Source organism: Janthinobacterium psychrotolerans (genome assembly GCF_001677885.1).
GTDB classification, from domain to species: Bacteria; Pseudomonadota; Gammaproteobacteria; order Burkholderiales; family Burkholderiaceae_D; genus Janthinobacterium; species Janthinobacterium psychrotolerans.
Map to the genome: position 1 here is coordinate 13,671 of NZ_LOCQ01000048.1, position 25,467 is coordinate 39,137.

At 63.9% G+C, this 25,467-nt stretch carries 22 protein-coding genes; 11 read left to right on the forward strand and 11 right to left on the reverse strand.

Annotated features, from left to right (window positions below):
- Positions 1–9 precede the first annotated feature (9 nt).
- On the reverse strand, positions 10–1,518 hold the full coding sequence (locus ASR47_RS06915) for a CoA-acylating methylmalonate-semialdehyde dehydrogenase (RefSeq protein WP_065307025.1): 1,509 nt from the start codon (positions 1,516–1,518) through the stop codon (positions 10–12).
- A gap of 145 nt (positions 1,519–1,663) precedes the next feature.
- Here ASR47_RS06915 and ASR47_RS06920 point away from each other — a divergent pair, with 145 nt between their 5' ends.
- On the forward strand, positions 1,664–3,067 hold the full coding sequence (locus tag ASR47_RS06920) for a short-chain fatty acyl-CoA regulator family protein (protein WP_065307026.1): 1,404 nt from the start codon (positions 1,664–1,666) through the stop codon (positions 3,065–3,067).
- 13 nt (positions 3,068–3,080) lie between these two features.
- On the opposite strand, the gene rsmA is transcribed toward ASR47_RS06920, so the two are convergent.
- The 4 genes from rsmA to ASR47_RS06940 form a co-directional block, all read right to left on the reverse strand.
- Positions 3,081–3,860: a 16S rRNA (adenine(1518)-N(6)/adenine(1519)-N(6))-dimethyltransferase RsmA gene (gene rsmA / locus ASR47_RS06925; RefSeq protein WP_065307027.1), complete on the reverse strand. Its 780-nt coding sequence runs from the start codon at positions 3,858–3,860 to the stop codon at positions 3,081–3,083.
- A gap of 105 nt (positions 3,861–3,965) precedes the next feature.
- Positions 3,966–5,012, reverse strand: a complete 1,047-nt coding sequence (gene pdxA, locus ASR47_RS06930) for a 4-hydroxythreonine-4-phosphate dehydrogenase PdxA (RefSeq protein WP_065307028.1) — start codon at positions 5,010–5,012, stop codon at positions 3,966–3,968.
- Positions 5,012–6,400, reverse strand: coding sequence for a peptidylprolyl isomerase (locus ASR47_RS06935; protein WP_245714280.1), 1,389 nt, complete (start codon positions 6,398–6,400; stop codon positions 5,012–5,014). The genes pdxA and ASR47_RS06935 overlap by 1 nt, the downstream gene beginning before the upstream one ends.
- 104 nt (positions 6,401–6,504) lie before the next feature.
- Positions 6,505–8,754 (reverse strand): LPS-assembly protein LptD, encoded by a 2,250-nt coding sequence (locus ASR47_RS06940; RefSeq protein WP_065307030.1) that lies wholly within the window; start codon positions 8,752–8,754, stop codon positions 6,505–6,507.
- Between the two features lie 99 nt (positions 8,755–8,853).
- On the opposite strand from ASR47_RS06940, the gene ASR47_RS06945 reads away from it, so the two are divergent.
- The 5 genes from ASR47_RS06945 to ASR47_RS06965 all read left to right on the forward strand — a co-directional run bounded on the left by ASR47_RS06945 (position 8,854) and on the right by ASR47_RS06965 (position 14,187).
- Positions 8,854–9,921: an aminoglycoside phosphotransferase family protein gene (locus tag ASR47_RS06945; protein WP_065307031.1), complete on the forward strand. Its 1,068-nt coding sequence runs from the start codon at positions 8,854–8,856 to the stop codon at positions 9,919–9,921.
- A 38-nt stretch (positions 9,922–9,959) separates the two neighbouring features.
- On the forward strand, positions 9,960–10,676 hold the full coding sequence (gene murU, locus ASR47_RS06950; protein ID WP_065307032.1) for an N-acetylmuramate alpha-1-phosphate uridylyltransferase MurU: 717 nt from the start codon (positions 9,960–9,962) through the stop codon (positions 10,674–10,676).
- On the forward strand, positions 10,676–11,998 hold the full coding sequence (locus tag ASR47_RS06955; RefSeq protein WP_065307137.1) for an aminopeptidase P N-terminal domain-containing protein: 1,323 nt from the start codon (positions 10,676–10,678) through the stop codon (positions 11,996–11,998). The genes murU and ASR47_RS06955 overlap by 1 nt, the downstream gene beginning before the upstream one ends.
- Positions 11,999–12,007: 9 nt before the next feature.
- Positions 12,008–13,150, forward strand: coding sequence for an FAD-dependent monooxygenase (locus ASR47_RS06960; protein ID WP_065307033.1), 1,143 nt, complete (start codon positions 12,008–12,010; stop codon positions 13,148–13,150).
- Positions 13,151–13,248: 98 nt separating this feature from the next.
- A complete protein-coding gene (locus ASR47_RS06965; RefSeq protein WP_171898907.1) occupies positions 13,249–14,187 on the forward strand; it encodes a GGDEF domain-containing protein in 939 nt (312 codons plus the stop codon).
- Between the two features lie 266 nt (positions 14,188–14,453).
- Here the strand turns inward: ASR47_RS06965 and ASR47_RS06970 are convergent, their stop codons facing one another.
- From ASR47_RS06970 to ASR47_RS06980, 3 genes are read right to left on the reverse strand one after another with little or no spacing between them, the layout of a single operon-like run.
- Entirely contained in the window at positions 14,454–15,908 is a 1,455-nt protein-coding gene (locus tag ASR47_RS06970; protein WP_065307035.1) for an NAD(P)(+) transhydrogenase (Re/Si-specific) subunit beta, read from the reverse strand.
- A gap of 8 nt (positions 15,909–15,916) precedes the next feature.
- Positions 15,917–16,243: an NAD(P) transhydrogenase subunit alpha part 2 gene (locus ASR47_RS06975; protein ID WP_065307036.1), complete on the reverse strand. Its 327-nt coding sequence runs from the start codon at positions 16,241–16,243 to the stop codon at positions 15,917–15,919.
- A gap of 37 nt (positions 16,244–16,280) precedes the next feature.
- Positions 16,281–17,393 (reverse strand): Re/Si-specific NAD(P)(+) transhydrogenase subunit alpha, encoded by a 1,113-nt coding sequence (locus ASR47_RS06980; RefSeq protein ID WP_065307037.1) that lies wholly within the window; start codon positions 17,391–17,393, stop codon positions 16,281–16,283.
- A gap of 398 nt (positions 17,394–17,791) precedes the next feature.
- Between ASR47_RS06980 and ASR47_RS06985 the strand changes: the two genes are divergently transcribed.
- Together ASR47_RS06985 and mnmA are read left to right on the forward strand one after the other, a co-directional pair.
- Positions 17,792–18,271, forward strand: coding sequence for an NUDIX hydrolase (locus tag ASR47_RS06985; RefSeq protein WP_065307038.1), 480 nt, complete (start codon positions 17,792–17,794; stop codon positions 18,269–18,271).
- A gap of 27 nt (positions 18,272–18,298) precedes the next feature.
- Entirely contained in the window at positions 18,299–19,414 is a 1,116-nt protein-coding gene (mnmA, locus tag ASR47_RS06990) for a tRNA 2-thiouridine(34) synthase MnmA (RefSeq protein WP_065307039.1), read from the forward strand.
- 150 nt (positions 19,415–19,564) lie between these two features.
- Here mnmA and ASR47_RS06995 read toward each other — a convergent pair whose 3' ends face one another.
- Genes ASR47_RS06995 through ASR47_RS07005 form a run of 3 tightly spaced genes read right to left on the reverse strand, consistent with a single transcriptional unit; the run spans position 19,565 to position 21,515 of the window.
- Entirely contained in the window at positions 19,565–19,969 is a 405-nt protein-coding gene (locus ASR47_RS06995) for a response regulator (RefSeq protein WP_065307139.1), read from the reverse strand.
- 40 nt (positions 19,970–20,009) lie between these two features.
- Entirely contained in the window at positions 20,010–20,783 is a 774-nt protein-coding gene (locus ASR47_RS07000; protein ID WP_065307040.1) for a 5'-3' exonuclease, read from the reverse strand.
- A 60-nt stretch (positions 20,784–20,843) separates the two neighbouring features.
- Entirely contained in the window at positions 20,844–21,515 is a 672-nt protein-coding gene (locus tag ASR47_RS07005) for a glutathione S-transferase (RefSeq protein WP_065307041.1), read from the reverse strand.
- 165 nt (positions 21,516–21,680) lie between these two features.
- Here ASR47_RS07005 and ASR47_RS07010 point away from each other — a divergent pair, with 165 nt between their 5' ends.
- From ASR47_RS07010 to ASR47_RS07020, 3 genes are all read left to right on the forward strand, one after another.
- The gene (locus ASR47_RS07010; RefSeq protein ID WP_245714281.1) at positions 21,681–22,733 is read left to right on the forward strand and encodes a YjgN family protein; all 1,053 of its coding nucleotides are present in this window, start codon (positions 21,681–21,683) and stop codon (positions 22,731–22,733) included.
- Between the two features lie 4 nt (positions 22,734–22,737).
- Positions 22,738–23,724, forward strand: coding sequence for a M48 family metallopeptidase (locus tag ASR47_RS07015; RefSeq protein ID WP_065307042.1), 987 nt, complete (start codon positions 22,738–22,740; stop codon positions 23,722–23,724).
- Between the two features lie 90 nt (positions 23,725–23,814).
- Complete coding sequence (locus ASR47_RS07020; RefSeq protein WP_065307043.1) at positions 23,815–25,425, forward strand: FMN-binding glutamate synthase family protein; 1,611 nt, start codon at positions 23,815–23,817, stop codon at positions 25,423–25,425.
- Positions 25,426–25,467 lie beyond the last annotated feature (42 nt).

The following is a 25,467-nucleotide window of genomic DNA, read 5'->3' on the forward strand; positions in this document are numbered from 1 at the left end:
GAGCGCTCCTTACTTGAGGCTGATGGTGGTGTTGACCTTGCCCACCGAGGCCGAATCCGTGAACCAGCGCTGGGTAATCGTCTGCGTCTGCGTATAGAACAGCACCACTTGCTTGCCGAACGGGCCCAGGTCGCCCAGCTTGGAGCCGCGCGAACCGGTAAAGCTGAACAGCGGCACCGGCACGGGAATCGGCACATTGATGCCGACCTGTCCCACGTCGATTTCTTCCTGGAAGTAACGCGCGGCCGCGCCACTTTGCGTAAACAAGGCCGTGCCATTGCCGTTCGGATTGGCGTTGACCAGTGCGATCGCTTCGTCCAGGGTATCGACCTCGACCACGATCAGCACCGGGCCAAAGATTTCCTGGTCATACACGATCATGCCGGGCTTGACGCCCGACAAAATCGTCGGGCCGACGAAGTTACCGTTCGGATAGCCATCGACCTGCACGTCGCGCCCGTCGAGGGTCAATGTGGCGCCCTGTTCGACACCCTTGGCGATCAGGCCGAAGACGCGCTCTTTTGCCGCGCACGAGATCACGGGACCCAGATCGGGATTGTCCTTGCCGGCGCCCACCGTCAGGGTCTGCGCCTTGGCGGAGAGCTCCGGCAGCCAGTCGCGCGCCTCGCCTACCAGCACCGCGACGGAGGCCGCCATGCAGCGCTGGCCGGCCGCGCCGAAGCCCGCGCCCAGCAGCTGGTTCAGGGTCTGTTCCTTGTTGGCGTCCGGCAGCACCACCGCGTGGTTCTTGGCGCCCATCATGCACTGCGCGCGCTTGCCATTGAGGCTGGCGCGCTGGTACACATGGGTGCCGACCTTGCTGGAACCGACAAACGAAATCGCCTTGATATGCGGATGGTCGCATAGCGCGTTGACGACGTCTTCGCCGCCATGGATCACGTTCAATACCCCCGCCGGGATGCCGGCCTGCAGCGCCAGGCGCACCAGTTTTTCCGTCACCAGCGGGTCCTGTTCGGATGGTTTCAGCACAAAGGTATTGCCGCAGGCAATCGCCATCGGGAACATCCACAGCGGAATCATGGCGGGGAAGTTGAAGGGGGTGATGCCGGCGCATACGCCCAGCGGCTGCATCACGCTGTAGGTGTCCACGCCGCCGGCCACGTTTTGCGCATACTCCCCCATCTGCAGGGTGCCGATATTGGCCGCGTGTTCCACCACTTCCAGGCCGCGAAACACATCGCCCTCCGCGTCGAGCAGGGTCTTGCCCTGTTCCATCGTCAAGGTCGCGGCCAGGTCGGCCATGTTCTCGCGGATCAGCTGCTGCAGTTTCAAGAAGATACGGGCGCGCGCGCCGATCGGCGTCTTGCGCCAGGTTTTGAAGGCGCGCTGGGCCGAGGCGATGGCCGCGTTGACTTCGTCGGGCGTGGCGAACGGGACGCGTGCCAGCACTTCCTGGGTGGCCGGGTTGACGACGTCGCGCCAGACGGTGGTGGTCGACTCGACCCACTCGCCGTTGATCAGCAGGGGGACGGTTGGAATGGCAGTTTGATTGGTCACGCGGTCTCCTGGGTTTTATAAATAGGGTGTGTGCATTATTCGCACAACGGCGGCGCCGTACAAGGCGTGAAAATGCGAGCATCTGCCAAGCCAGTTCTGTTAATCTGCGAAGATTGCAAATTCGCAGACTCCACAGGAGAACAACGTGGCCAAGGTATTCATGGGCGTGCGACTGCAGCGCCTGCGCGAGGAACGGCGCATGACGCAGGCGGCGCTGGCCAAGGCGCTGGGCATCTCGCCGAGCTATCTGAACCAGATGGAGCGCAACCAGCGTCCGCTGACGGTGCCGATCCTGCTGCGCATCGGCAGCGTGCTGAATGTCGATCCGCAGATATTCTCCGAGCACGACAGCGCCAGCCTGGTGGCTGATGTCCGCGATGTGTTCGGCGAACTGCCTGACGCGCCGCCGACCTCGATGGCGGAACTGAAAATGCTGGTGGAGAACATGCCGGACCTGGCGCGCTCGATTCTGCTGTTGCAGCGGCGCTACCGCGTGATGGCCGAACGGGCCGACACCCTGGCCGCGCGCCTGGACGACGGCAGCCGTGGCGACAGCACGCAGGCGCTGGCGCCGTCGACCGATGAAGAAGTGCGCGAGTACCTGAACCGGCGCCAGAACTATATCGACGAACTGGACCGTGCCGCCGAACTGGTGGCCGGTGAACTCGATGGGCAATTGCGCACGCGCGACGCGCTGCAGGCGCGCTTGCTGGAACGGCACGGCATCCGGGTGCAGCTGTCCGATGGCGACGCCGGCATGGTGCGCAAGCACCGCTACGACGCCCAGCAGAAAATCCTCTGGCTGCCCGATACCCTGACCGGCGGCCAGCGCGCGTTCCAGATGGCGGCGCAAATCAGCCTGCTCGAACACAGCGCCCTGATCGACGCGCTGGTGCTGGCGGCGCAGTTTTCCGGCGCCGGCGCGCAGAGCAGCGCACGGCTGGCATTATCGAATTATTTTGCCGGTGCCCTGCTGATGCCCTACCAGCGCTTTTTGCAGGCGGCGGAGAGCCGCGCCTACGATATCGAGCGCCTGGCGCAGCAGTTCGGCGTCGGTTTCGAGGCCGTCTGCCATCGCCTCAGCACCTTGCAGCGCCCGGAGGCGGCGGGGCTGCCGTTCTTCTTTGTGCGCGTCGACCGTGCCGGCAATGTCTCGAAGCGCCAGTCGGCCACCGATTTTCACTTTTCGCGGGTCGGCGGCACCTGTCCGCTGTGGATCGTCTATGATGCCTTCAGCCATCCGGGCCAGATCCTCACGCAAGTGGCCAGCATGCCCGACGGCTGCACCTATCTGTGGATCGCGCGCCAGGTCAGCACCGGCGCGCCGGGCTACCGGGCGCCCGGCAAGACCTTTGCCGTGGCGCTGGGCTGCGATATCTCGCAGGCGCACCGGCTGATCTATTCAAAAGGGCTGGACCTGCACGACCCGCAAGGAGCCACGCCGATCGGCACCGGCTGCAAGGTGTGCGAGCGCCAGGCGTGTCCGCAGCGGGCGTTTCCGTCCTTGCTGGCAGCGCGGCCCGTGCCGCCCAACCAGGCAACCCCTTAGCTGCCCGTTCTGATCAGGCCGGCGCTTTGAGCAAATTGGCCAGCGCCACATATTGCTCCAGGCCCACGGTTTCCGGGCGCTTGGTCGGGTCGATGCCGGCGGCGATGATTTGCTCTTCCGTAAACATGCCGGCCAGGCAGTTGCGGATCACCTTGCGGCGCTGCGAGAACGCCTTCATCACCACCGCTTCCAGGGTTTCCTGGTCGCAGGGCAAACGCTGTTCGACAGGGATCATGCGCACGATGGCGGACTCGACTTTCGGCGGCGGATCGAAGGCGGTCGGCGGCACGATAAACAGCAGCGACATTTTATAGCGCCATTGCAGCATCACCGACAGGCGGCCATAGGCCTTGCTGCCCGGTTCGGCCACCATGCGTTCGACCACTTCCTTTTGCAGCATGAAATGCTGGTCCAGCACCAGCGGTGCAAAGTCCGCCAGGTGGAACAGCAGCGGACTGGAAATGTTGTACGGCAGGTTGCCGACGATGCGCAGCTTTTGTCCTGCAGGCACGGGAATCTGCGCAAAATCGAATTTCAGCGCGTCGCCCGAGTGGATCGTCAGCTTGGCCGGATTAAAGGTTTTTTCCAGGCGCACGATCAGGTCGCGGTCCAGTTCCACCACATGCATCTGCTTGAGGTGGCGCAGCAGCTGCTCCGTCATCGCGCCCAGGCCGGGGCCGATCTCGACCATGGCGTCGTCCGGCTGCGGCGCAATGGCGGCCGTGATGTCGTCGAGGACGAAGCGGTCATGCAGGAAGTTCTGGCCAAAGCGTTTGCGGGCAACGTGTTTCATAATATGTTTTCTATCAATGCGGTAAAGCCGGCACAGGCCGGCGGGATTGGTTGAGCAGGCTGTGTCGGGTTACGCCGTGCCGGCTAACCCGACCTACGCTCCATGTCAGGTCTGTTTGCTGGCCAGCAGCATCTCGCGCGCCGTGCGCAAGGCCTGCTGCATGCTGCCGCAGTCGGCCAGGCCCAGGCCTTGCGCGGCCACGTCGAGCGCCGTGCCATGGTCGACCGAGGTGCGGATCAGCGGCAAGCCGAGGGTGACATTGATGCCGCGGCCAAAGGTGGCGTATTTCAGCACCGGCAAGCCCTGGTCGTGGTACATGGCCAGCACGCAGTCGGCGTCCTTCAGGTATTTTTGCTGGAACAGGGTGTCGGCCGGATACGGGCCGCGCGCATCGATGCCGCGCGCTTGTGCGGCGGCAATCGCCGGCGCGATCACGTCGATTTCCTCGCGCCCCAGATACCCCCCCTCGCCCGCATGCGGGTTCAGGCCGGTGACCAGGATGCGCGGCGCGGCGATGCCGAATTTCTGTTTCAGGTCGGCGTGGATGATGTCCAGGGTGGTGGCCAGGCCGTCCATGGTGATGGCGGCCGGCACGTCTTTCAGCGGCAGATGGGTAGTGGCCAGGGCCACGCGCAGCAGCGGCTGGCCGTGGCCGGGGTCGCCGGCCAGCATCATCACCACCTGTCCGGTGCCGGTCTTGTCGGCCAGGTATTCGGTATGGCCGGAAAACGCGATGCCGGCGTCGTTGATGGTGCTCTTTTGCAAGGGCGCGGTGACCATGGCGCCGAACCAGCCGGCTTGTATGCCCTCGATGGCGGCGTCGAGAGTGGCCAGCACCGAGCGGCCGTTGTCCTTGTCGAGCACGCCAGCTATCACATTGTTGACGTTGGGAATGTCGATCACGGCCAGGCGGCCGGCGCCGAACTGCGGCAAACCGCTGTTGCGCACGGCCTGCAGCGACAGCGCCGCCAGGCGGATTTCGGGATCGATCAGGCTGGCCGTCAGCGCCAGGTAGGCCGCGTCGCCGAGCAGCACGCAGTTCGCTTCATGGCGCATGGCCCAGGCGGCGCGGATCGAAATTTCCGGGCCCACGCCGGCCGGTTCGCCACAGGTGATGGCGATCACCGGGCGCGCTGCTGTGACTGTCGCCATTACTGGTCGTCAGGACGGAATTCGACGTAGGCGCGGTCGCGCACTTCGCGCGCCCAGTTTTCCGTCGCTTCTTCCAGCTTGCGCTCGCGCAGGGCGTTGCGGGCGGCATTGCGCTGCTTCTCTTTCGAGACGTCGTCGCTCTTGCGTTCCAGCACTTCGATCAGATGGAAACCGAAGCTCGACTCGATCGGCTGGCTCACTTCGCCCGGTTTCAGCGCATTCATGGCCGTTTCGAATTCCGGCACCGTGTCGCCGGGATACAGCCAGCCCAGGTCGCCGCCCTTGGCAGCCGAACCATCGTTGGAAAACAAGCGGGCCAGGTCTTCGAACTTGGCGGCCTTGTTGTCGAGGCGCTCCTTCAGTTCCAGCAGCTTGCGCTTGGCGTCGGCGGCCGACATGGTCGGCGTGACTTTCAGCAGGATATGGCGCGCATGGGTTTGCTGCACGGCGGCCACGGCCTGCGCTTCGGCGGCGCTGCGGCGGTCCACCAGTTTCAGGATATGGAAACCGGTATTGCTCTTGATAATGGGCGTGATCTGGCCGGGTTTCAGTTTGAGCAATTGTTCGGTGAACAGCGGCGGCAGGCGGTCGCTATTGCGCCAGCCGATCTCGCCGCCGCTCAGCGCATCGCTGGCGTCGGAATAGGTGCCGGCCATCTTGGCAAAGTCGGCGCCCGTGCGCAGCTGGCGGCTCACTTCTTCGGCGCGCGCGCGGCGCGCGGCGATCTGTTCCGGGGTGGAGTTTTCCGGGATGCGCACCAGGATCTGCGACAGGTTCAGTTCGGCCTGTTCGCTGGCGGCGGCTTTTTCGGCGGCCAGGAAGTTGTCCACTTCGGAGTCCGAAATCTGGATCTTGGCGTCGACCTCATGTTCGCGCAGGCGCTGCATGATGATCTCGTCACGGATTTCCTCGCGGAAGGTGGCAAACGGCGTGCCTTCCTTTTCCATCTGGTTGCGCAGGTCCTGGATGGTCATTTTCTGCTGCTCGGCGATGCGGCCAATCGCGCGGTCCAGCGTCTGGTCATCGACGCGCACGCCCATTTCCTTGGCCAGCTGCATCTGTGCGCGCTCGACGATCATGCGTTCGAGCAATTGACGGCGCAGGTCGGCAGGGTCGGGCAGGGGCACGTTCTGCGCCTTCATGCGCTGCTCCACACTCTTGATGCGGGCCGCCACTTCATTGCGGGTAATCACATCGTCATTGACGACAACGGCGATGGCATCGATGGTCTGGCCGCTGCTCGACGCCGGCGGGGTAAATCCCTTGGCCGGGGCGGGCTTGGCGGCGGCAGGCTTGGCGGCAGGAGCGGCCTGTTGCGCCCAGACACTACTGGTCGTGGCGCCGGAGATGGCGCACAACAAGACCGCGGCAATTTTGAGTTGGTGCATACTGGCATTACGCATAATGTGTAGAGCGCTCATGAGTTCAAGTGAATAAAATAACCGGTTTGCGCCAGCGCCGGGAACACCGGCGGCGGCCGCAGGCGCCCATCTTAACGGATCGGCGGGTTCAATGCCTGATAGCCAGGGACCGTTTTTGTAAATGTTTCCAGGCCATTCGCGCCCAGGCCCAGGCCATTTGACAGGCCCGTCAGTTCCAGCTGGAAGAAGATCGGCGTCGAGGCATCCTTGGCGGACGTCACGAAACGCTGCGCGCCCATGCGGAACACCCAGCAGTCACCCTTGTATTCCAGGCCGACCAGACTGTCGACCATGCGCCGGTCCAGCAGCGAGTAACTGATGCGGCCCACGCCGTACAGGCGATCGGTCAGCGGCCACTGGCCCGATACTTCCGCGTTGCGCATGCTGCCGCGCTGGAAACGATTGCTGACATTTAATACCTTCTTCGCGCCCGGCTGATATTGCAAGGTGTAGTTGTAGCTCATCAGCTGGCCTTCGCTGGGATTGTACTGCACCAGGCTGTCGACGGTCCAAGTGTCGGACACGCGGCCGGTTGCCGCCAGCAGGATATCCGAACGCGACTGGTTGACCGGCGTGGCCGAGTTCAGTTGCACGCGCTGGTCGGCAAAATAGAAACGCTGGCCGAAGGTCAAACGCAGGCGCTCGGCGCCATCGGGCTGCAGGAAGCGCGATACGACAGCTGCCGTGACCTGGTTGGCGTCACCGATGCGGTCGCTGCCGACAAAACGGTTTTCCGTGAAGATCTGCGTCAGGTTGAACGTGCCGTTGTCGGTGTCGAAGGTCGGGAACTGCGACTGGTCGCGGTAAGGCGTGTAGACGTAGAACAGGCGCGGCTCCAGCGTTTGCGTGCCGCCCTTGTCGCCAAACAGCTTGGTGTCGCGTTCGAACACCAGCCCGCTGTCGACCGAAAAGGTCGGTACGGCGCGCGTCAGCGAGGTCTTCGGGAACTGCGCGCGGGTCGCGGCGTTATTGTCGAGCTCGTAGGCGCTGGCGTTCAGCATCAGCTTGGGCGTGACAAAGTAGCCGGGACGGATGATGGGGAAACTCACTTGCGGCACGGCCACCACGCGCGAACCCTCGACCTTGGTCGGATGCGAGAAACGCGTCGCCTCCGCGTCGAAGGTCCAGTCGAAACCGCCCCAGACATCGTATTTGCCGGCGTGGAAATTAACCGACGGCAAACGGTCATACGGCCGCGTGACGGTCAGGTTGGGGTCGGTCGCGGCGGCCGGGTCCTGCAGCACCTGGTAATTCTGCACGCGCGCCGTCAGGCTCCAGTCTTCGGTACGGTAATCGGTGCGCAATTCGCGCAGCAACTGGCGCTCGGTGGCGCTGGCCACGTTCTTCGAAAAATCGTTCGGGTAGTTATTGTCCGACGCTTCGCGCACATCCCAGCCATAGGTCCAGCCCTTGGCCAGCGCCTGCTCATGCTTGGACTTGATCATGTAGCGGTTGGTCTTGGTCTGCTTGTCGTTGGGCAAATACTCGACCGCGGTCTCGCCGCTGTACAGGCCGGCGTCCGTCTCGCCCAGGTAGCGTCCGACGGCGCCCAGCTGGATGCCGCGCCGCTGTATGTATTTCGGGTACAGGGTCAGGTCGCGGTTCGGCGCGATATTCAGATAGTAGGGCACCAGCAGCTCGAAGCCGTTTTTCGAATTGAAGCCCGGCGTTGGCGCCAGCCAGCCCGAGCGGCGCGCGCCCGACAGCGAAAACGAGATGCCGGGCGTGCCCAGGATCGGCACGTCCTTGAAATAGATGACAGTCTTGCTGCCGGTGCCCACATCGCGGCCGCTGTCGAGGTTCAGGGTGCTCGACTTCAGGTACCAGTCGGGGTTCGGGCCCTCGCAGGTGGTGTAGGTACCGTCGATGACGGTCGCTTCGTCCTGGTTGATGAAGTCGATGCGCTCGGCCTTGCCGCGCCCGCCGCCCACTTCAAACTGGTAAGTCGGATTGAGCAGGAAACCCTTGCCGGTCTCCATGTTCAGCTTCATCACGTCGCCCGTGTAATAGTCGCCGAAACGCCACATCCTGATGCGGCCTTCCGCATCGAACTCATCTTCAACTTGTTTGTAACAAGCTGTATCGGCCGTCATTTTTGTGGTTTTCCCGCGCTCGATCACCACATTGCTGTTCAGATTGAGCTCGCGTTCCGGTCGGCCGCTCATGCTGTCCGCCGTCATGACGGTGGGCGCGTCCACATCTTCCACATGCGCCGGGCGGGGCGCTTTTTGGGCGTGGGCAGGCACCGCCGCAGCGGTGACGAGCGCGCTGATGGCAAAAGCCCAGCGCTGTGAAGGGGGGGAGGCCGAAAACCAGCTCATGAATTCGAAGGGGCAAGCACCATTGACAGGCGATTTTTTGATTTGAATCCCTTATTATATGGGAATACGCACCATCAACCCGATTCCACAGGCCGCTTAATGTCATTCTCCCCCAATTCCCCCAACGCGCCGGCAACGGCTGATGCGCGCCTGACCCTGTTGAAAGCCTGGTTGACCACGCTGGACCTCGTCGCGCCCGATTCCGCCCGCCCTGCTTCCAGCGACGCCAGCTTCCGCCGCTACTACCGGCTCGACGTCCTGCCTGGTACCGCCAGCGTGGCAGGCAGCACCCTGATCGCCATGGATGCGCCACCCGAGCGCGAAAACGTGCCGGCCTTTGTCAAGGTGGCGCACCTGCTGAAAAGCGCCGGCGTGTCGGTGCCCGAGATCGTGGCGCAAGACCTCGACAACGGCTTTTTGCTGCTGTCCGACCTCGGCACCACCACTTATCTCGATGCGCTCAACCACGACAACGCGGCCGTGCTGTACGCCGAAGCGCTGGAGTCGCTGATGAAAATCCAGCAGGCCAGCGAACCGGGCGTGCTGCCCGAATTCGACCGCGCCTTTATCCTGCGCGAAATGAATTTGTTCCCGGAATGGTTTATCGGCAAGCACCTGGGCGCCACCCTGACCGATGTGCAGGAAACCCAGCTCCATAAAGTGTTCGAGGCGATCACGGCCAATATCCTGTCGCAACAACAAGTGTTCATGCACCGCGACTACCATTCGCGCAATCTGATGCATGTGAACGACGGCTCGCTGCCCAACCCCGGCATCCTCGACTTCCAGGACGCCGTGTTCGGCCCCATCACCTACGATATCGCCTCGCTGCTGCGCGACGCCTATATCCAATGGGATGAGGAGCTGGTGCTGGACTGGGTGATCCGCTACTGGCAGCGCGCCAAGCAGCTGGGCCTGCCGGTCAATCCCGATATCGACGCGTTCTACCGCGACTTCGAATTCACCGCCCTGCAGCGCCACCTGAAAATCCTCGGCGTGTTTACGCGCCTGAACTACCGCGACGGCAAGCCGCTGTACATGGGCGACCTGCCCACCGTGCTCGACTACGTGCGCAAGACGGCCAACCGCTACACGGAATTGAAACCGCTGGTGCGCCTGCTCGATGCTTTAGAGAACAAGACGCCGCAAGTCGGCTACACGTTCTGAACCGAACACCGATACTGAAATACTGAAAAGACAGACCCATGAAAGCCATGATTTTCGCCGCAGGCCGCGGTGAACGGATGCGTCCGCTCACCGATACCTGCCCCAAACCGCTGCTCAAAGTGCGCGGCCGTCCGCTGATCGTCTGGCATGTGCTCAACCTGGTGCGCGCCGGCATTACCGACATCGTCATCAACCATTCCCACCTCGGCCATCTGATCGAGGACACCCTGGGCGACGGCAGCCAGTATGGCGCGCGCATCGCGTATTCGCCCGAAACGACGCCGCTGGAAACGGCCGGCGGCATCGCCCAGGCGCGCCACCTGCTGGGCGAGGAACCGTTCCTGGCCATTTCCGGCGATATCTATTGCCCGTATTTCGATTTCACGCAGGTACTCGATGTGCTGGCCGACAAGGACGTGCTGGGCACGCCCTACCCGGCCGACAAACGCGATATCGCCTGGACCTACCTGGTGCCCAATCCCGATTTTCATCCGAACGGCGACTTCGGCCTGACCCTGTATGCGATCAACAATACGGGCGAGCCGAAATGGACGTTTGCCAATATCGGCGTGTATCGCCCTGAAATGTTCGACGGCGTCAACCCCGGCGAACACGCGGGCCTGGGCGACCTGCTGCGCAAGTATGCGGAACTGGGCCGCGTCGGCGGCGAAATCTATCCGGGCGAGTGGACCAATGTCGGCACGCCGGCCCAGCTCGACGTGCTCAACGGCGTCAAGGCGGGCGCCGCGGCATGATGGCCAATCATGCGGCGCGGCGCGCGGCCGTGCTGGCGCAAATGGTTCCCGGCAGCGTGGCCGTTATCGCCACCGCGCCGGAAGTGGCCCGCAACAGCGATTGCGACTACCCGTATCGCCACGACAGCGCGTTTTATTATCTGAGCGGCTTCACGGAACCGGACAGCGCGCTGGCGCTGGTGGCCGGGAGCGGCACCGCGCCGGCGCGCGCCATCCTGTTTTGCCGCGCTAAAAATACCGAGCGCGAAATCTGGGACGGCTTTCGCCATGGCCCCGAGGCGGCGCGCACCGCCTTCGGCTTCGATGCCGCGTTTGCCATCGAGGAGCTGGACGTGGAAATGGCGCGCCTGCTGACCGACGCGCCGGCCATTTACTACCCGATGGGCGGCAGCCTCGACGTGCAGGTGAAACTGTGGCGCCACGCGGTGCGGCAAAAGGCGCGCAGCGGCGTGCTGCCGCCGGCCAGCGCGGTCGATATCAGCCCCATGCTCGACGCGATGCGGCTGCTGAAGGACCCGCAAGAGCAGAATGTGATGCGGCGCGCCGCCGCGATTGCCAGCGCGGCCCATGTGCGCGCCATGCGCGCCACCCGCGCGGGACTGCATGAATACGCGATCGAAGCCGAGCTGCTGTATGAATTTCGCCGCAGCGGCGCGCAGTTCCCCGCGTATTCGTCCATCGTCGCCGGCGGCGCCAACGCCTGCATCCTGCATTACAGCGCCAATGACGCGCCATTGCACGATGGCGCGCTGCTGCTGGTTGACGCCGGCTGCGAGCTCGACGGCTATGCATCGGACATCACGCGCACCTGGCCCGTCAACGGACGCTTTTCCGCGCCGCAGCGCGAGCTGTATGAACTGGTGCTGGCGGCGCAGCAGGCCGCGCTCGACATGGTGCGCCCCGGCCTGCCGCAAAGCCTGATCCACGAGGCGGCCCTGAAGGTGCTGGCGCAGGGCATGCTGGACCTGAAACTGCTGGACGCCCAGACCAGCGGCGGGGTGCAGGACGTGATCGCCGACAAGGCCTATATGCCGTTCTACATGCACGGCACCAGCCACTGGCTGGGCCTGGACGTGCACGACGTGGGCGCCTACCGCGACACGCAGGCCGAAGGCAAGCCCTGGCGGCTGCTCGAAGCGGGCATGGTGCTGACAGTAGAGCCGGGCATCTATGTGCGCCCGGCCCCCGGCGTGCCGGAGCACTTCTGGCACACCGGCATCCGCATCGAGGACGACGTGCTGGTCACGCCGCAAGGCCATGAAATCTTCAGCACGGCGCCCAAAAGCGTGGCTGAAATCGAACAACTGATGTCACAGGATTGAATCTGCCGCATGCCTACACCGTCTTCCTTTGATCTTGCCATCTGCGGCGCCGGCCCGGTCGGCATGGCGCTGGCCGCCCTGCTGGTACGGCGCGGCGCCAGCGCGTCCGGCATCGCCCTGATCGACGCCAAATCGATAGCCCAGGCCAGGCGCGATCCGCGCACCATCGCCCTGTCGTACGGCAGCCGGCAAATCCTCGAAGAAGCGGGCGCCTGGCCGGTGGCGGCCACCGCCATCCATGAAATCCATGTCTCGCGCCGCGGGCGTTTCGGACGCAGCCTGATGGACCGCGCCGAACATGGCGTTGACGCGCTCGGCTACGTGGCCCGCTATGGCGACGTGGTGGCGGTGCTGGCGGCGGCATGTGAACAGCTGGGCGTGACCACCTTGCGCCCGGCGCTGGTGACCGGCAGCACGGAAGACGCCGACGGCGTGACGGTGGCGCTGGAACAGCATGGCGTGGTGTCCGACATCCGCGCCCGCTTGCTGGCGCAGGCCGAAGGCGGCCTGTTCGGCCAGCAGCTGGAACGCGCCAGGAGCCGCGATTATGGCCAGAGCGCCATCATTTCCTGGGTCAGGGCCGATGCGCCGATCGCGCACCGCGCCTATGAACGCTTTACCGACGACGGCCCGTTGGCGCTGCTGCCGCAAGACGACGGCTATGCGCTGGTGTGGTGCGTGCCGCCGGCGCGCGCCGAACACTTGCTGGCGCTCGACGACGCCGCCTTCCTGGCACGCCTGGGCGAGGCTTTTGGCGGCCGGCTCGGGCGTTTTACGCAGGCGACGCCGCGCCTGGCCTATCCGCTGGGCCTCAATGCACAGGCGGCGGGTACGGCGCGCACGGTGGCCATAGGCAATGCCGCGCAAACCCTGCATCCGGTGGCCGGCCAGGGCCTGAACCTGGGCCTGCGCGACGCGGCCGTGCTGGCCCGCGTGCTGGCGCAGGACCCTGGCCCGGCCGGGCTGGCCCGTTATGCGGCACTGCGCCAGTTTGATCGCGGCGCCACCGTGCGCGTGACCGACACCATGGCGAGGATATTTACCGGATCGACACCGGCGCAGACCATGCTGGGGCTGTCCCTGGGCCTGCTCGATATTGTCAGCCCGGCGAGAAGAGGCCTGGCCGAGCTGATGATGTACGGCCGTCGCTGAGTCCGGTACGGGCGAAAAAGTCACAGCGGACAATACCGGCATGGAGTAAATCACCGGTCGATGCGACAATGGGGATCGACCGGATACTGGCCAGCCCCATGACAGATGCATTGCCCGCGCTTCCCGAAGTGCTGTATTCCCGCCTGCTGGAAGACGCGCTCGACGCCGTCGTCATCATCGACGAGCAATGCCGCATCTGCTATATCAATGGCGCCATGCAGGCGCTGTCGGGCTATGCCGGCGGCGAGCTGCTGGGCCAGGCCCTGAACGGCCTGCTGCCCGACGCGGTGGCGTCCCAGCACGACGACATGGTGATGGCCTATATCCGCAGCTCGAGCACCTCCAGCGTGCTCGGCAAGATCCGCGAGTTCGCCATTCGCCACCGCAATGCAGAGATGATCCCGATCGAAATGAAGGCGCTGGACCTGGGCATGGTCGACGGCGTGCGCTACTTCGGCGCGTTTCTGCTCGATGTGCGCGAGCGGCGCGAGCTGGCCGCGAAAAACGCCAGCCTGCTGGCGCAGCTGGAACAGCAGGCGCTGTGCGACGCGCTGACCTCGCTGCCGAACCGGCGCGCCTATGAGGCGCAGGCGGAACAGGCGATGGCGCGCGCAGCCCGCAGTCACAGCGCCAGCGGCAGCTTGCTGGCGGTCGGCGTGGCCGACCTCGATTACTTCAAGAAAATCAACGACCGCCATGGCCATGCCGTCGGCGACGCCGTGCTGCGCACGGTGGCGCGCATACTGCGCGAGACGGGGCGCGTGACCGATGTGTGCGCACGCCTGGGTGGCGAGGAATTCGGCCTGCTGTTCCCGGATACCACCCTGGCCCAGGCCAGCAAGGTGGCCGAGCGCATCCGCGCGGCGGTGGCCGCCACCCCCACCCCGCTGCCCGACGGCACGGCGCTGCATGTGACGATGAGCATAGGCGTGGCCAGCCTGGCTTTGGGAGCGACGCTGGACGCGGCCATGTCGGAGGCCGACCGCGCCTTGTACCAGGCCAAGCACCAGGGCCGCAACCAGGTGGTGGCGGCATAAATGGTGGTGGCGTCGGATGACGACCTACGCTGGCAACACACCTATGCCGGATTGGCAGGTAGGTCGGGTTAGCCCGCAGGGCGTAACCCGACAACATTGTTGGCGTAAATAGCAGGCAGGTCTGGTTAGCCCGCAGCGCGTAACCCGACAACATTGTTGGCGTAAATAGCAGGCAGGTCTGGTTAGCCCGCAGCGCGTAACCCGACAACATTGTTGGCGTAACCGGTGGCGTCGGATTACGCGGGGCTGCGCCCCGCCAATTCGACCTACTCCACCGCCTTGAGCATGTCCTCAATGACCTTTTTCGCGTCGCCAAACACCATCATCGTGTTCGCCTGGTAGAACAGGTCGTTGTCCAGGCCCGCATAGCCGGAGGCCATCGAACGCTTGTTGACGATGATGCTCTTGGCTTTATACGCTTCCAGGATCGGCATGCCGGCGATCGGCGACTTCGGATCTTTCGCCGCCGGGTTGACGACGTCGTTCGCGCCCAGCACCAGCACCACGTCGGTCTGGCCGAATTCGCCGTTGATGTCCTCCATCTCGAATACCTGGTCGTACGGCACTTCGGCTTCGGCCAGCAGCACGTTCATGTGGCCCGGCATGCGTCCGGCCACCGGATGGATCGCATACTTGACGGTGACGCCCTTGTGGGTCAGCTTTTCCACCAGCTCTTTCAGGGAATGCTGGGCACGCGCCACGGCCAGGCCGTAGCCGGGCACGATGATCACGGTTTCAGCGTTGCCCATGATAAAGGCGGCGTCGTCGGCAGAACCCGATTTCACTGGCCGCTGTTCCTGCGCGCCCGCGGCGCCCGCCGCCGGCGCATCGCCGCCGAAGCCGCCGAGGATCACATTGAAGAACGAGCGGTTCATCGCCTTGCACATGATATAGGACAGGATCGCGCCACTGGAGCCCACCAGCGAGCCGGCGATGATCAGCATCGAGTTATTGAGCGAAAAGCCGATGCCGGCCGCCGCCCAGCCGGAATAACTGTTGAGCATGGAGACCACCACCGGCATGTCGGCGCCGCCGATCGGGATGATGATCAGCACGCCCAGTGCAAAGGCGATGATGGCCATGACGACGAACGGGGTCCAGGCCGGCTGCACGCCATCGGCAAAGCAGAACACCAGGCCCAGGCCCACCATCACCAGCGCCAGCACCAGGTTGAGCATGTGCTGGCCCTTGAAGCTGACGGGCGCGCCCTGGAACAGGCGGAACTTGTATTTGCCCGACAGTTTGCCGAACGCGATCACGGAACCGGAAAAAGTAATGGCGCCGACAAAGGTGCCGATAAACAGCTCGAAGCGGTTACCGATCGGCAGCGCCTGGCCCGGTTCGGCGATATTGAAGGCCCATGGTTCCGACACGGCCGCCACCGCGATGCAGACGGCCGCCAGGCCGATCAGCGAATGCATGGCCGCCACCAGTTCCGGCATCTTGGTCATTTCCACGGTTTTGGCGAGATAGGCGCCGATCGCGCCACCGGTGACGATGCCGACAATGACCAGGGTCAGGCCCATGCCGCCGGTCTGCTGCTCCTTCAGTTTCAATATCAATGCCACCGTGGTGACGGCGGCGATCGCCATGCCGGTAATGCCGAAGGCATTGCCGCGGCGCGCCGTGGCCGGCGACGACAAGCCTTTCAAGGCCTGGATAAAGCACACCGAGGCGATCAGGTACATCATCGTCACCAGGTTCATGGTGACGAAACTCATGGCGTGATTCATGGCTGGCCTCCCTGCTTGTCCGCCGGCTTGGCCTTCGGTTCTTTTTTGCGGAACATTTCGAGCATGCGCTGGGTGACCATGAAGCCGCCGAACACATTGACCGCCGCCAGCGCCACGGCCAGGGTGCCGGCCGCCTGCGCCAGCGGTCCTTGCGTCAGGCCCGCGGCCAGCATGGCGCCGACGATGATGATGGCGGAAATGGCGTTGGTGACGGCCATCAGCGGCGTATGCAGCGCCGGCGTGACGGTCCAGACCACGTGGTAGCCCACGTAAATGGCCAGCACGAAGATGATAAGGTTGGTGATGGTGTGACTGATATCCATGGTGCCGCTCTCCCGAGGTCGATGGTTATTTTCTTGTTTATTTGCGTAACACTTCGCCGCCCGCACACACCAGGCTGGCCTTGATGATCTCGTCTTCGCGGTCGATCAGGAGCAGGTCGTCCTTGTCGATGATGAGCTTCAGGAAATCGAGCACATTGCGCGCGTACAGGGCCGACGCATCGGCCGCCACCAGGGTCGCCAGGTTGGGCTCGCCGACGATGTACACGCCATGCTTGACCACCGTCTTGCCCAGTTCGGACAGCGGACAGTTGCCGCCCTGCTCGACCGCCAGGTCGACGATCACGGAGCCGGGTTTCATCGCCTTCACGGTTTCTTCGGAGATCAGCACCGGCGCCGCACGGCCGGGAATGAGCGCGGTGGTGATGATGATGTCGGCCAGCTTCGCCCGTTCGTGCACCAGTTCGGCCTGGCGCCGCATCCAGTCGGCCGGCATGGCGCGCGCGTAGCCGCCCGAACCCTTGGCGATTTCCTTTTCTTCATCGGTAAGGAAAGGCACGTCGAGGAACTTGGCGCCGAGCGACTCCACTTGCTCCTTGACGGGCGGGCGCACGTCGGACGCTTCGATCACGGCGCCAAGGCGCTTGGCCGTGGCGATCGCCTGCAGGCCGGCCACGCCCACGCCCATGATCAGCACGCGCGCCGCCTTGACGGTGCCGGCCGCCGTCATCAGCATCGGCATGAAGCGTTGATACGTATTGGCCGCCACCAGCACCGCCTTGTAGCCGGCGATATTGGCTTGCGAGGACAGCACGTCCATCGACTGCGCGCGCGTAATGCGTGGCACCGCTTCCAGGGCAAAGGCGGACAGGCCGGCCGTGGCCATGGCGGCGATATTGCCGGCGTCAAATGGATTGAGCATGCCGATCAGCACCGTGCCAGTGGGCATCAGCGCACGCTCGGCGTCGTCGGGGGCGCGCACCTTGAGCACGATGGCGCAGCCATAGGCTTCCTGGGCGCTGGCGATCTGCGCGCCCGCGGCGGCGTAGGCTTCGTCGGGAATCGAGGCAGGCAGGCCGGCCCCGGCCTGCACGACGATCTGGTGCCTGGCCGCCAGCTTCTTGACGGTCTCGGGCGTGGCCGCGACCCGGGTTTCGCCGGGCCGCGTTTCGGCCGGTATGCCTATCCTCATGATGCCTCCAGAAATTATTAAACTGACTAGAATCTAACACGTAAACTGCGGCCGCAAACATTTGTGAAGCAGCAACTTATAGCGGCCTGGCACTCATTTCCGCAGCACCGCCGCCTGCCGCGCAACACGGCGCGCCGCGCGAACTTGTGACAATTTCGCCACATCAAAGCGTGCGTGCGCGCTTGTTTTGACCACGCAGAGCGCCTATATTGACGGGCGCACCGGGCGCCTTGCCATCAACCTCGCCCATGCTAGTGCGCGCCCCCGGCACGATGTAAGTGCCGCCCCCTGTTATTTGCAAAAATGTTGTCTTTTATCAATATGTCGGCGCAAAGCAAGCCGGGTTCAGACCGTGCGCGCAGAACAAGATAAAATGTCGGCTCTTTCAAGGATGGATCATGCCGAGAATCTGGAAACCCTCTGTCACCGTTGCCGCCATCGTCGAGCGCGACGGCCTGTTTTTACTGATTGAAGAAGAGACCAGCGAGGGCGTCAAGATCAATCAACCGGCCGGCCATCTCGACCCGTTCGAGTCGCTCGAACAGGCGGTGATCCGCGAAACGCTGGAAGAAGCGGCCTACGATTTCATCCCCACCGGCCTGGTCGGCATGTACATGTCGCGCTACCAGTCGGTGCGCACGGGCGAAGACGTGACGTATTTGCGCTTCACCTTTTGCGGCACGGCCGGCGCCGAGCATGACCGTCCGCTCGACGAAGGCATCCTGCGCACCATGTGGCTGACGCGCGATGAACTGGCGGCCTGCCAGGACCGCCACCGCAGCCCGCTGGTGCTGCAATGCGTCGACGAATACCTGGAAGGCCGGCGCGCGCCGCTGGCGCTGCTGCACACGCATGCGTCTGTATTTAACAGCGCCTAGCGATTATTTAAGTCATTGGAAAGCAAGATGAGCAAGAAGAAAGTCGTGATCGGCATGTCCGGCGGGGTCGATTCCTCGGTCGCCGCGTGGATGCTGAAGGAGCAAGGCTATGAAGTGATCGGCCTGTTCATGAAAAACTGGGAAGACGACGACGATTCGCAATACTGCTCGACGCGCCAGGACTGGATCGACGCGGCCAGCGTGGCCGACGTGATCGGCGTCGATATCGAGGCCGTCAATTTTGCCGCCGAATACAAGGACCGCGTGTTCGCCGATTTTCTGCGCGAATACCAGGCCGGCCGCACGCCGAACCCGGACGTGCTGTGCAACGCCGAAATCAAGTTCAAGGCCTTTCTCGACCATGCGATGACCCTCGGCGCCGACCTGATCGCCACCGGCCACTATGCGCGCGTGCGCCAGGCGCCGCTCGATGCCGGCCGCTACGAGCTGATGAAAGCGGTTGACGCCAGCAAGGACCAAAGCTATTTCCTGCACCGTCTGAACCAGGCGCAGTTGTCCAAAACCCTGTTCCCGCTCGGTGAAATCCCGAAAACGGAAGTGCGCAAGATAGCCGAAAAACTGGCGCTGCCGAACGCGCAGAAAAAGGACTCGACCGGCATCTGCTTTATCGGCGAGCGCCCGTTCCGCGAATTTTTGAACCGCTACCTGTCATACAAGCCGGGCCCGATGAAGACGGCCGACGGCAAGACCGTGGGCGAACACGTGGGCCTGAGTTTTTATACGCTGGGCCAGCGCAAGGGCATCGGCATCGGCGGCGTGAAGTCGTACCAGAACGCCGACGGCAGCAGCGACGCCTGGTATGTGGCGCGCAAGGATATCGCCAGCAACACCCTGTACGTGGTGCAGGGCCACGATCATCCGTGGCTGCTGTCGCCGGCGCTGTCGGCCGACCAGGCCAGCTGGATCGCCGGCAGCGCGCCCGAAGCGGGCGCGCTGTCCGCCAAGACGCGCTACCGCCAGGCCGACGTGGCCTGCCAGCTGCTGCCAAATGGCGATGACTTGTTCGGCCTGGCCTTCGACCAGGCCCAGTGGGCGGTCACGCCCGGCCAGTCGGCCGTGCTGTACGACGGCGAGGTGTGCCTCGGCGGCGGGATTATCGCCAGCTCAACCAGGGTGCTGTGACAATTGCAGGAATAAAGTTCAGTATCGACGCCTGAGAAAATCGTAGCGAGCGGCAGTGAGGCCAGGCGCCCCCGTTGGCCCGAGAAGCGCAGCTGTACTTTAGTACAGCGAGCATCGCCCGCCGCAAATCGCGACGCGCAGTAGATTTAATCAGGCGTCCTTCTGAGCGACGGCGAGCGCCTGCTGCTTGCGCACCATCGCGATCACGGTATTGCGCACGGTTTTCAGCACCGTGTCGGCCATGAAGGGTTTCACGATAAAGCCCGACACGCCCATCGCGTGCGCCTGCTGCAGCGAGGCGGCGTCGATGCCGCCGGAGATCATGAAAATCAGCGTTTTCGGAAACTGTTCGCGGATGGACCGTACCACGTCGGTGCCGTCTTCCACCTGTTCGCGCGCGATGCACACGAAATGCGGACGGTGCTTGACCAGCAGCGCCAGGCCCAGCGCGCTGGTATGGCCCTGGCCACACACATCGTAGCCGCCATCGGTCAGGACCGTGTTGAGCAGGCCGCGCGCCACGGCGCTGCTATCGATCAGGACTGCCTTTAACATCATGATGTATCCCTTGCTTGATTGTTACCTGGCGCAGAATTTATTTTTCCCACGCCAGCATATTCCACGTCACGCCCAGTTTCACATCCGTCTTGAGTTCAACGAGCTTTCTTGAAAGATACAGTATTTCGCGCTCTTTTCGCAGGCTTTCACCGAGCGCCCCGGGCAAAATGCCGGCGCCGGCCATCACGGCGTCGATATTGCCGTAGGCACGCAACAGTTTGGCGCCGGTTTTCAGGCCGATTTTCGCCACGCCGGGAATCGAATCGGTGACGTCGCCCATCAGCGCCAGCAGGTCGGGCAGCAACTCGGGCGGCACGCCGAATTTCTTCTCGACCCAGGCATGGTCGTGCCAGGCGCACTTGAAGTGGTCCCACACCAGCGCGCCGTGCGCGATCAGGCCGTGCAAGTCCTTGTCGGTGGTGGCGATCACCGCCGCGCCGCGCCCTTCCTTGAGCCAGCGCATGACAGCCGTGCCGATCACGTCGTCCGCCTCGACTTCGGGAATGCTGACCACGTGCAGGCCGAAGCCGGCCAGGGTGGCGTAAAAGCCGGGCAAGGCGTCGCGCAGCACCTGCGGCATCGGCTGGCGCCCTTCGCGGTAGCCCGCATACAGCGCGTGGCGCCAGGTCGGGCCGCCATAGTCGAAGGCCGGCAGGATATGCGTCGGCTCGTGGTCGTTGATCAGGGTGCGGAACGACGACAGCGCATGGCGCAGCGCGATCTCCGCCTTCAGGTCGGAATCGGGTTCAGGACTGGCTTCGTAGACGCGGCGTACGATATTCAAGCCGTCGATAGCGAGGAGTCGGGCCATGCGGTAAGTTGATGCTGGTTGAATCGATCATTTTACCGTAGCGTGGCCCTGGCCTACCGATTACTTGGCGTAGTCGTAAGGCCCGCCACGTTCCAGCGCGCGCCGGTAGGCCGGGCGCGCATGGATGCGCTGCAGGAACGCCGTCAGTTTCGGCAGGCGCGCGTCGAGCCCCGCGCGCGCGGCGGCCGCTTCGAGCGGAAAGCTCATCTGGATGTCGGCGGCGGAAAACTCGTTGCCGGCGAACCATTTGTTCTTCTCCAGCTCCGCTTCCATATACGCCAGCTGCCTGTCGATATTGGGCTGCACGAAGGTGGACTTCACTTTTTGCGCGATGCCGCGCGCGATCGGCCTGGCGAAAAACGGCATGGGACTGGTTTCCACCTTGTCGAACACCAGCTTCATCAGCAGCGGCGACATGGCCGAGCCTTCGGCAAAGTGCAGCCAGTAGGTATAGCGCAGCTTTTCGGGCGTGCCGGCGGCCGGCGCCAGGCGGCCATTGCCGTAGCGCTCGACCAGGTAGTCGATGATGGCGCCCGATTCGGCGACGGTGTTGGCGCCGTCGGTAATCACGGGCGACTTGCCCAGCGGGTGCACGGCCTGCAGCGCGGCTGGCGCCAGCATGGTTTTCGGGTCGCGCTGGTAGCGCTTGACCTCGTATTCGAGGCCCAGTTCTTCGAGCAGCCACAGCACGCGCTGCGAGCGCGAATTGTTGAGGTGGTGGACAACGATCATGGGATTCCCGTCAGCAAAATGAGTAAGGGCCAGTATAGCGTGCGCGCCTGGCAAGGCCGCACACCTTGGCAGAACCAAAAAACATTGCGCACGATCAATATTTCAATTGACAACATCTTGCCTATCCAGCATCTTGCCTATTCCCTAATTGCAAGGATCATCCGCGTGGATACCGACAACCAAGCAGCAACCATCAAGCGTGAAGCGATTACCTTCAGCGCCACCGGCAGCGAATACTTTCGCATCTGGATCGTCAACCTGCTGCTCAGCATCGTCACCCTGGGCATTTATTCGGCCTGGGCCAAGGTGCGCCGCAACCGCTATTTCTATTCGAGCACCCATCTGGCCGGCAGCAGCTTCGAATACCATGGCAACGCGATTGCCATCCTGAAAGGCCGCATCGCCGCCGTGGTGCTGATCGCCGGCTACAACATCGCTTTCCAGATCTCGCCTGTCATCGGCTTCATCATGTTCGTGCTGATGGCCGCCATCCTGCCCTGGCTGGTCTGGAAAAGCCTGCAGTTCAAGCTGTACAACACCAGCTACCGCGGCATCCGCTTCGGCTTTGGCGGCAGCGCCAAACAGGCCTATCTGTACTTCCTGCTGCTGCCTGTCCTGAACGCCTTCACCCTGGGCCTGCTGACGCCGTTCCTGCACCAGCGCATGAAGCGCTTCCAGCACACGGAAAGCCGTTTTGGCAACAGCCATTTCGGCTTTGACGCCAGCGTCGGCAGCTTCTATAAAACCTATCTGCTGTTCTTCGCCATCTTTATCGCCGGCCTGGCGGCGCTGCTGGTGCTGGGCGTGGGCAGCGTGATCGGCTCGTTTGCCACCAATGCCAGCGACCCGTCCAAGTTCGGCAGCCTGCTGCTGGCCATTGGCGCCATCTATCTGTGGATGTTCCTGGTGCTGCCGCTGTTCCTGACCATGATCCAGAACCTGATCTGGAATCACACGCGCTTGCAGCAGCACCAGTTCGCCTCGCAGCTGACCTGGGGCCGCACCACCTTCATCATGCTGACCAACCTGCTGGGCATCGTCATCACGCTGGGCCTGTTCACGCCGTTCGCCCAGGTGCGCTGGCTGAAATACCGCCTCGAAGCGACCACGCTGCTGGCGCATGGCAGCCTGGACCAATTTGTCGCCGCCACCGGCGAACAGGTATCGGCGACCGGCGAAGGCATGGTCGACCTGCTGGACTTCGACCTGTCGATCTGAGGCGATGAGCGCACCGATCCCCGCGCGCTACTTCGACGGCCAGACCTCGCGCCTGTACCACGTCACGCTCGGCGTGGACGCGGACCAGGCCGTGCTGGCCGGCGATGTCGAACGGCGCTGCCCGCTGGCGCAGCTGCATGTCTCCGAGCGCACCAGCCACGCCGTGCGCAAGGTCAGCTTTCCCGACGGCGCCTACCTGGAAATTACCGACCAGGCCGCCTTCAACGACCTGCTGCACGCCAGCGGCCACCGCGACAGCCTGGTGGTGCGCCTGCAGCAAAGCTGGCGCGCCACGCTGCTGGCCCTGCTGGCAACCGTGCTGGCGCTGTTCCTGTGCTACCAGTATCTGCTGCCGCTGGGGGCCAAGGGCCTGGCCTACGCGCTGCCGCCGGCGGTCGAGCGCCAGCTGGGCCAGGGCGTGCTGGGCATGCTGGACCGCCATGTGTTCGCGCCGAGCGCGCTCGGGCAAGCGCGCCAGGATGGCTTGCGCGCGCAGTTCGCCCGGCTGGCCACGCCGGACGGCAGCCGGCTCGAGCACCGCATCGTTTTCCGCAAAAGCAAGATCGGCCCGAACGCCTTCGCCCTGCCCTCGGGCGACATCGTGCTGACCGACGAGATGGTGGAACTGATGCCCGACGACCAGGCCGTCATGGGCGTGCTGGCGCATGAGCTGGGCCACCTGCAGCGGCGCCACCTGACCCGGCGCATCATCCAGACTTCGGCCGTCGGCGCTGGCGCGGCGCTGCTGTTCGGCGACGTCTCGGCGGTGGTGGCGACCCTGCCGCCGCTGCTGCTGGACCTGAAATACTCGCGTGACGTCGAGCGCGACGCCGACGATTATGCGATCGACATGCTGCGCCACAATGGCATCGCGCTGGAACACCTGGCGCAGGTGTTCGTCGCGCTCGGCAAACTCGATCACGGCACGCCGTATCTGTCGAGCCATCCGGCCAGCGCGGAAAGAGTCGCACGCATCCGGGCGGCGCAATAATCGCAGGATGAACCGTGGCGGCAGCGAGCGCCACGGCGTTTGCAAATCACCGGTACACTCTGCGGCTAGAGCGACCTTACCGGAGTGTCCATGCCCCTCGTTTCCATCCGCTACCTGACCCTGATCGCGTCGGCAGCCATGTTTGTTGTTTCCCTGTTTTTCTACGACCATTACTGGCTGCCGCTGCTGGCCGGCGCGCTGACCCTGCTGGGCATCAGCGACCTGCTGCAAACGAAGCATGCGCTGCGCCGCAACTACCCCATCCTCGCGCATTTCCGCTATACCTTTGAAAGCGTGCGTCCCGAAATCCGCCAGTATTTCCTGGAAAGCGACAGCGAGGCGACGCCGTTTTCGCGCAACCAGCGCAGCATCGTCTACCAGCGGGCCAAGCAGGAAACCGACAAGCGCCCCTTCGGCACCCAGCTCGACGTGTATGAAGCCGGCTATGAATGGATCAACCATTCGATCGCGCCGGCCGTCGTCACCGGCCACGATTTCCGTATCGAGATCGGCAACCATCCCGACTGCCCGCGCGCCCAGCCGTATTCGGCCAGCGTGTTCAATATCTCGGCGATGAGCTTTGGCGCGCTGTCGGCCAACGCCATCCTGGCGCTCAATGGCGGCGCGCGGCGCGGCGGCTTCATGCACGATACGGGCGAAGGCAGCATCAGCCCCCATCACCGCACCAATGGCGGCGACCTGGTGTGGGAAATCGGCTCCGGCTACTTCGGCTGCCGCAACCCCGACGGCACCTTTTCGGAAGAGCGCTTTGTCGCCAACGCCAGCGCGGAACAGGTGAAAATGATCGAACTGAAAATGTCGCAGGGCGCCAAGCCCGGCCATGGCGGCGTGCTGCCGGGGCCGAAAGTGACGATCGAGATCGCCGTCACGCGCGGCGTGGCGGTGGGCCAGGACTGCGTTTCGCCGGCCGCCCACAGCGCCTTTTCCACGCCGATCGAGATGCTGCACTTTATCGACCGCCTGCGCACCCTGTCGGGCGGCAAGCCGACCGGCTTCAAGCTGGCCATCGGCCACCCGTGGGAGTTCTTCGGCATCGTCAAAGCCATGCTGGCGACCGGCATCACGCCCGACTTTATCGTTGTCGACGGCAGCGAAGGCGGCACGGGCGCCGCCCCGCTGGAATTTACCGACCATGTCGGTACGCCCTTGCAGGAAGCGCTGGTGCTGGTGCATAACACCCTGGTCGGCGCCAACCTGCGCGAGAAGATCAAGATCGGCTGCTCGGGCAAGATCATCACGGCGTTCGACATCGCGCGCCTGCTGGCGCTGGGCGCCGACTGGTGCAATTCGGCGCGCGGCTTCATGTTCGCGCTGGGCTGCATCCAGTCGCAAAGCTGCCATACCGACCGCTGCCCGACCGGCGTGGCCACGCAGGACCCGCAGCGCCAGCGCGCGCTGGTGGTGCCCGACAAGATCGAGCGGGTGGCCCACTTCCACCAGAACACCCTGAAGGCGCTGGCCGAGCTGATCGCCGCCGCCGGCTTGCATCATCCGCAGGAACTGCGGCCACACCACCTGGTGCGGCGCATTTCACCGAACCAGGTGCGCCTGGCATCGGCCCTGCTGCCCTTCCTGGAGCCGGGCCAGCTGCTCGACCCGGACCAGTTGCCCAAATTGCCGCCGGTGTTCGCCCTGTACTGGCCCAAGGCGCAGGCCGAGTCGTTCAAATCATTGGATTAATACCAATTAGAAACCACTTGCCGTTTTTTTTGAATCCAATAC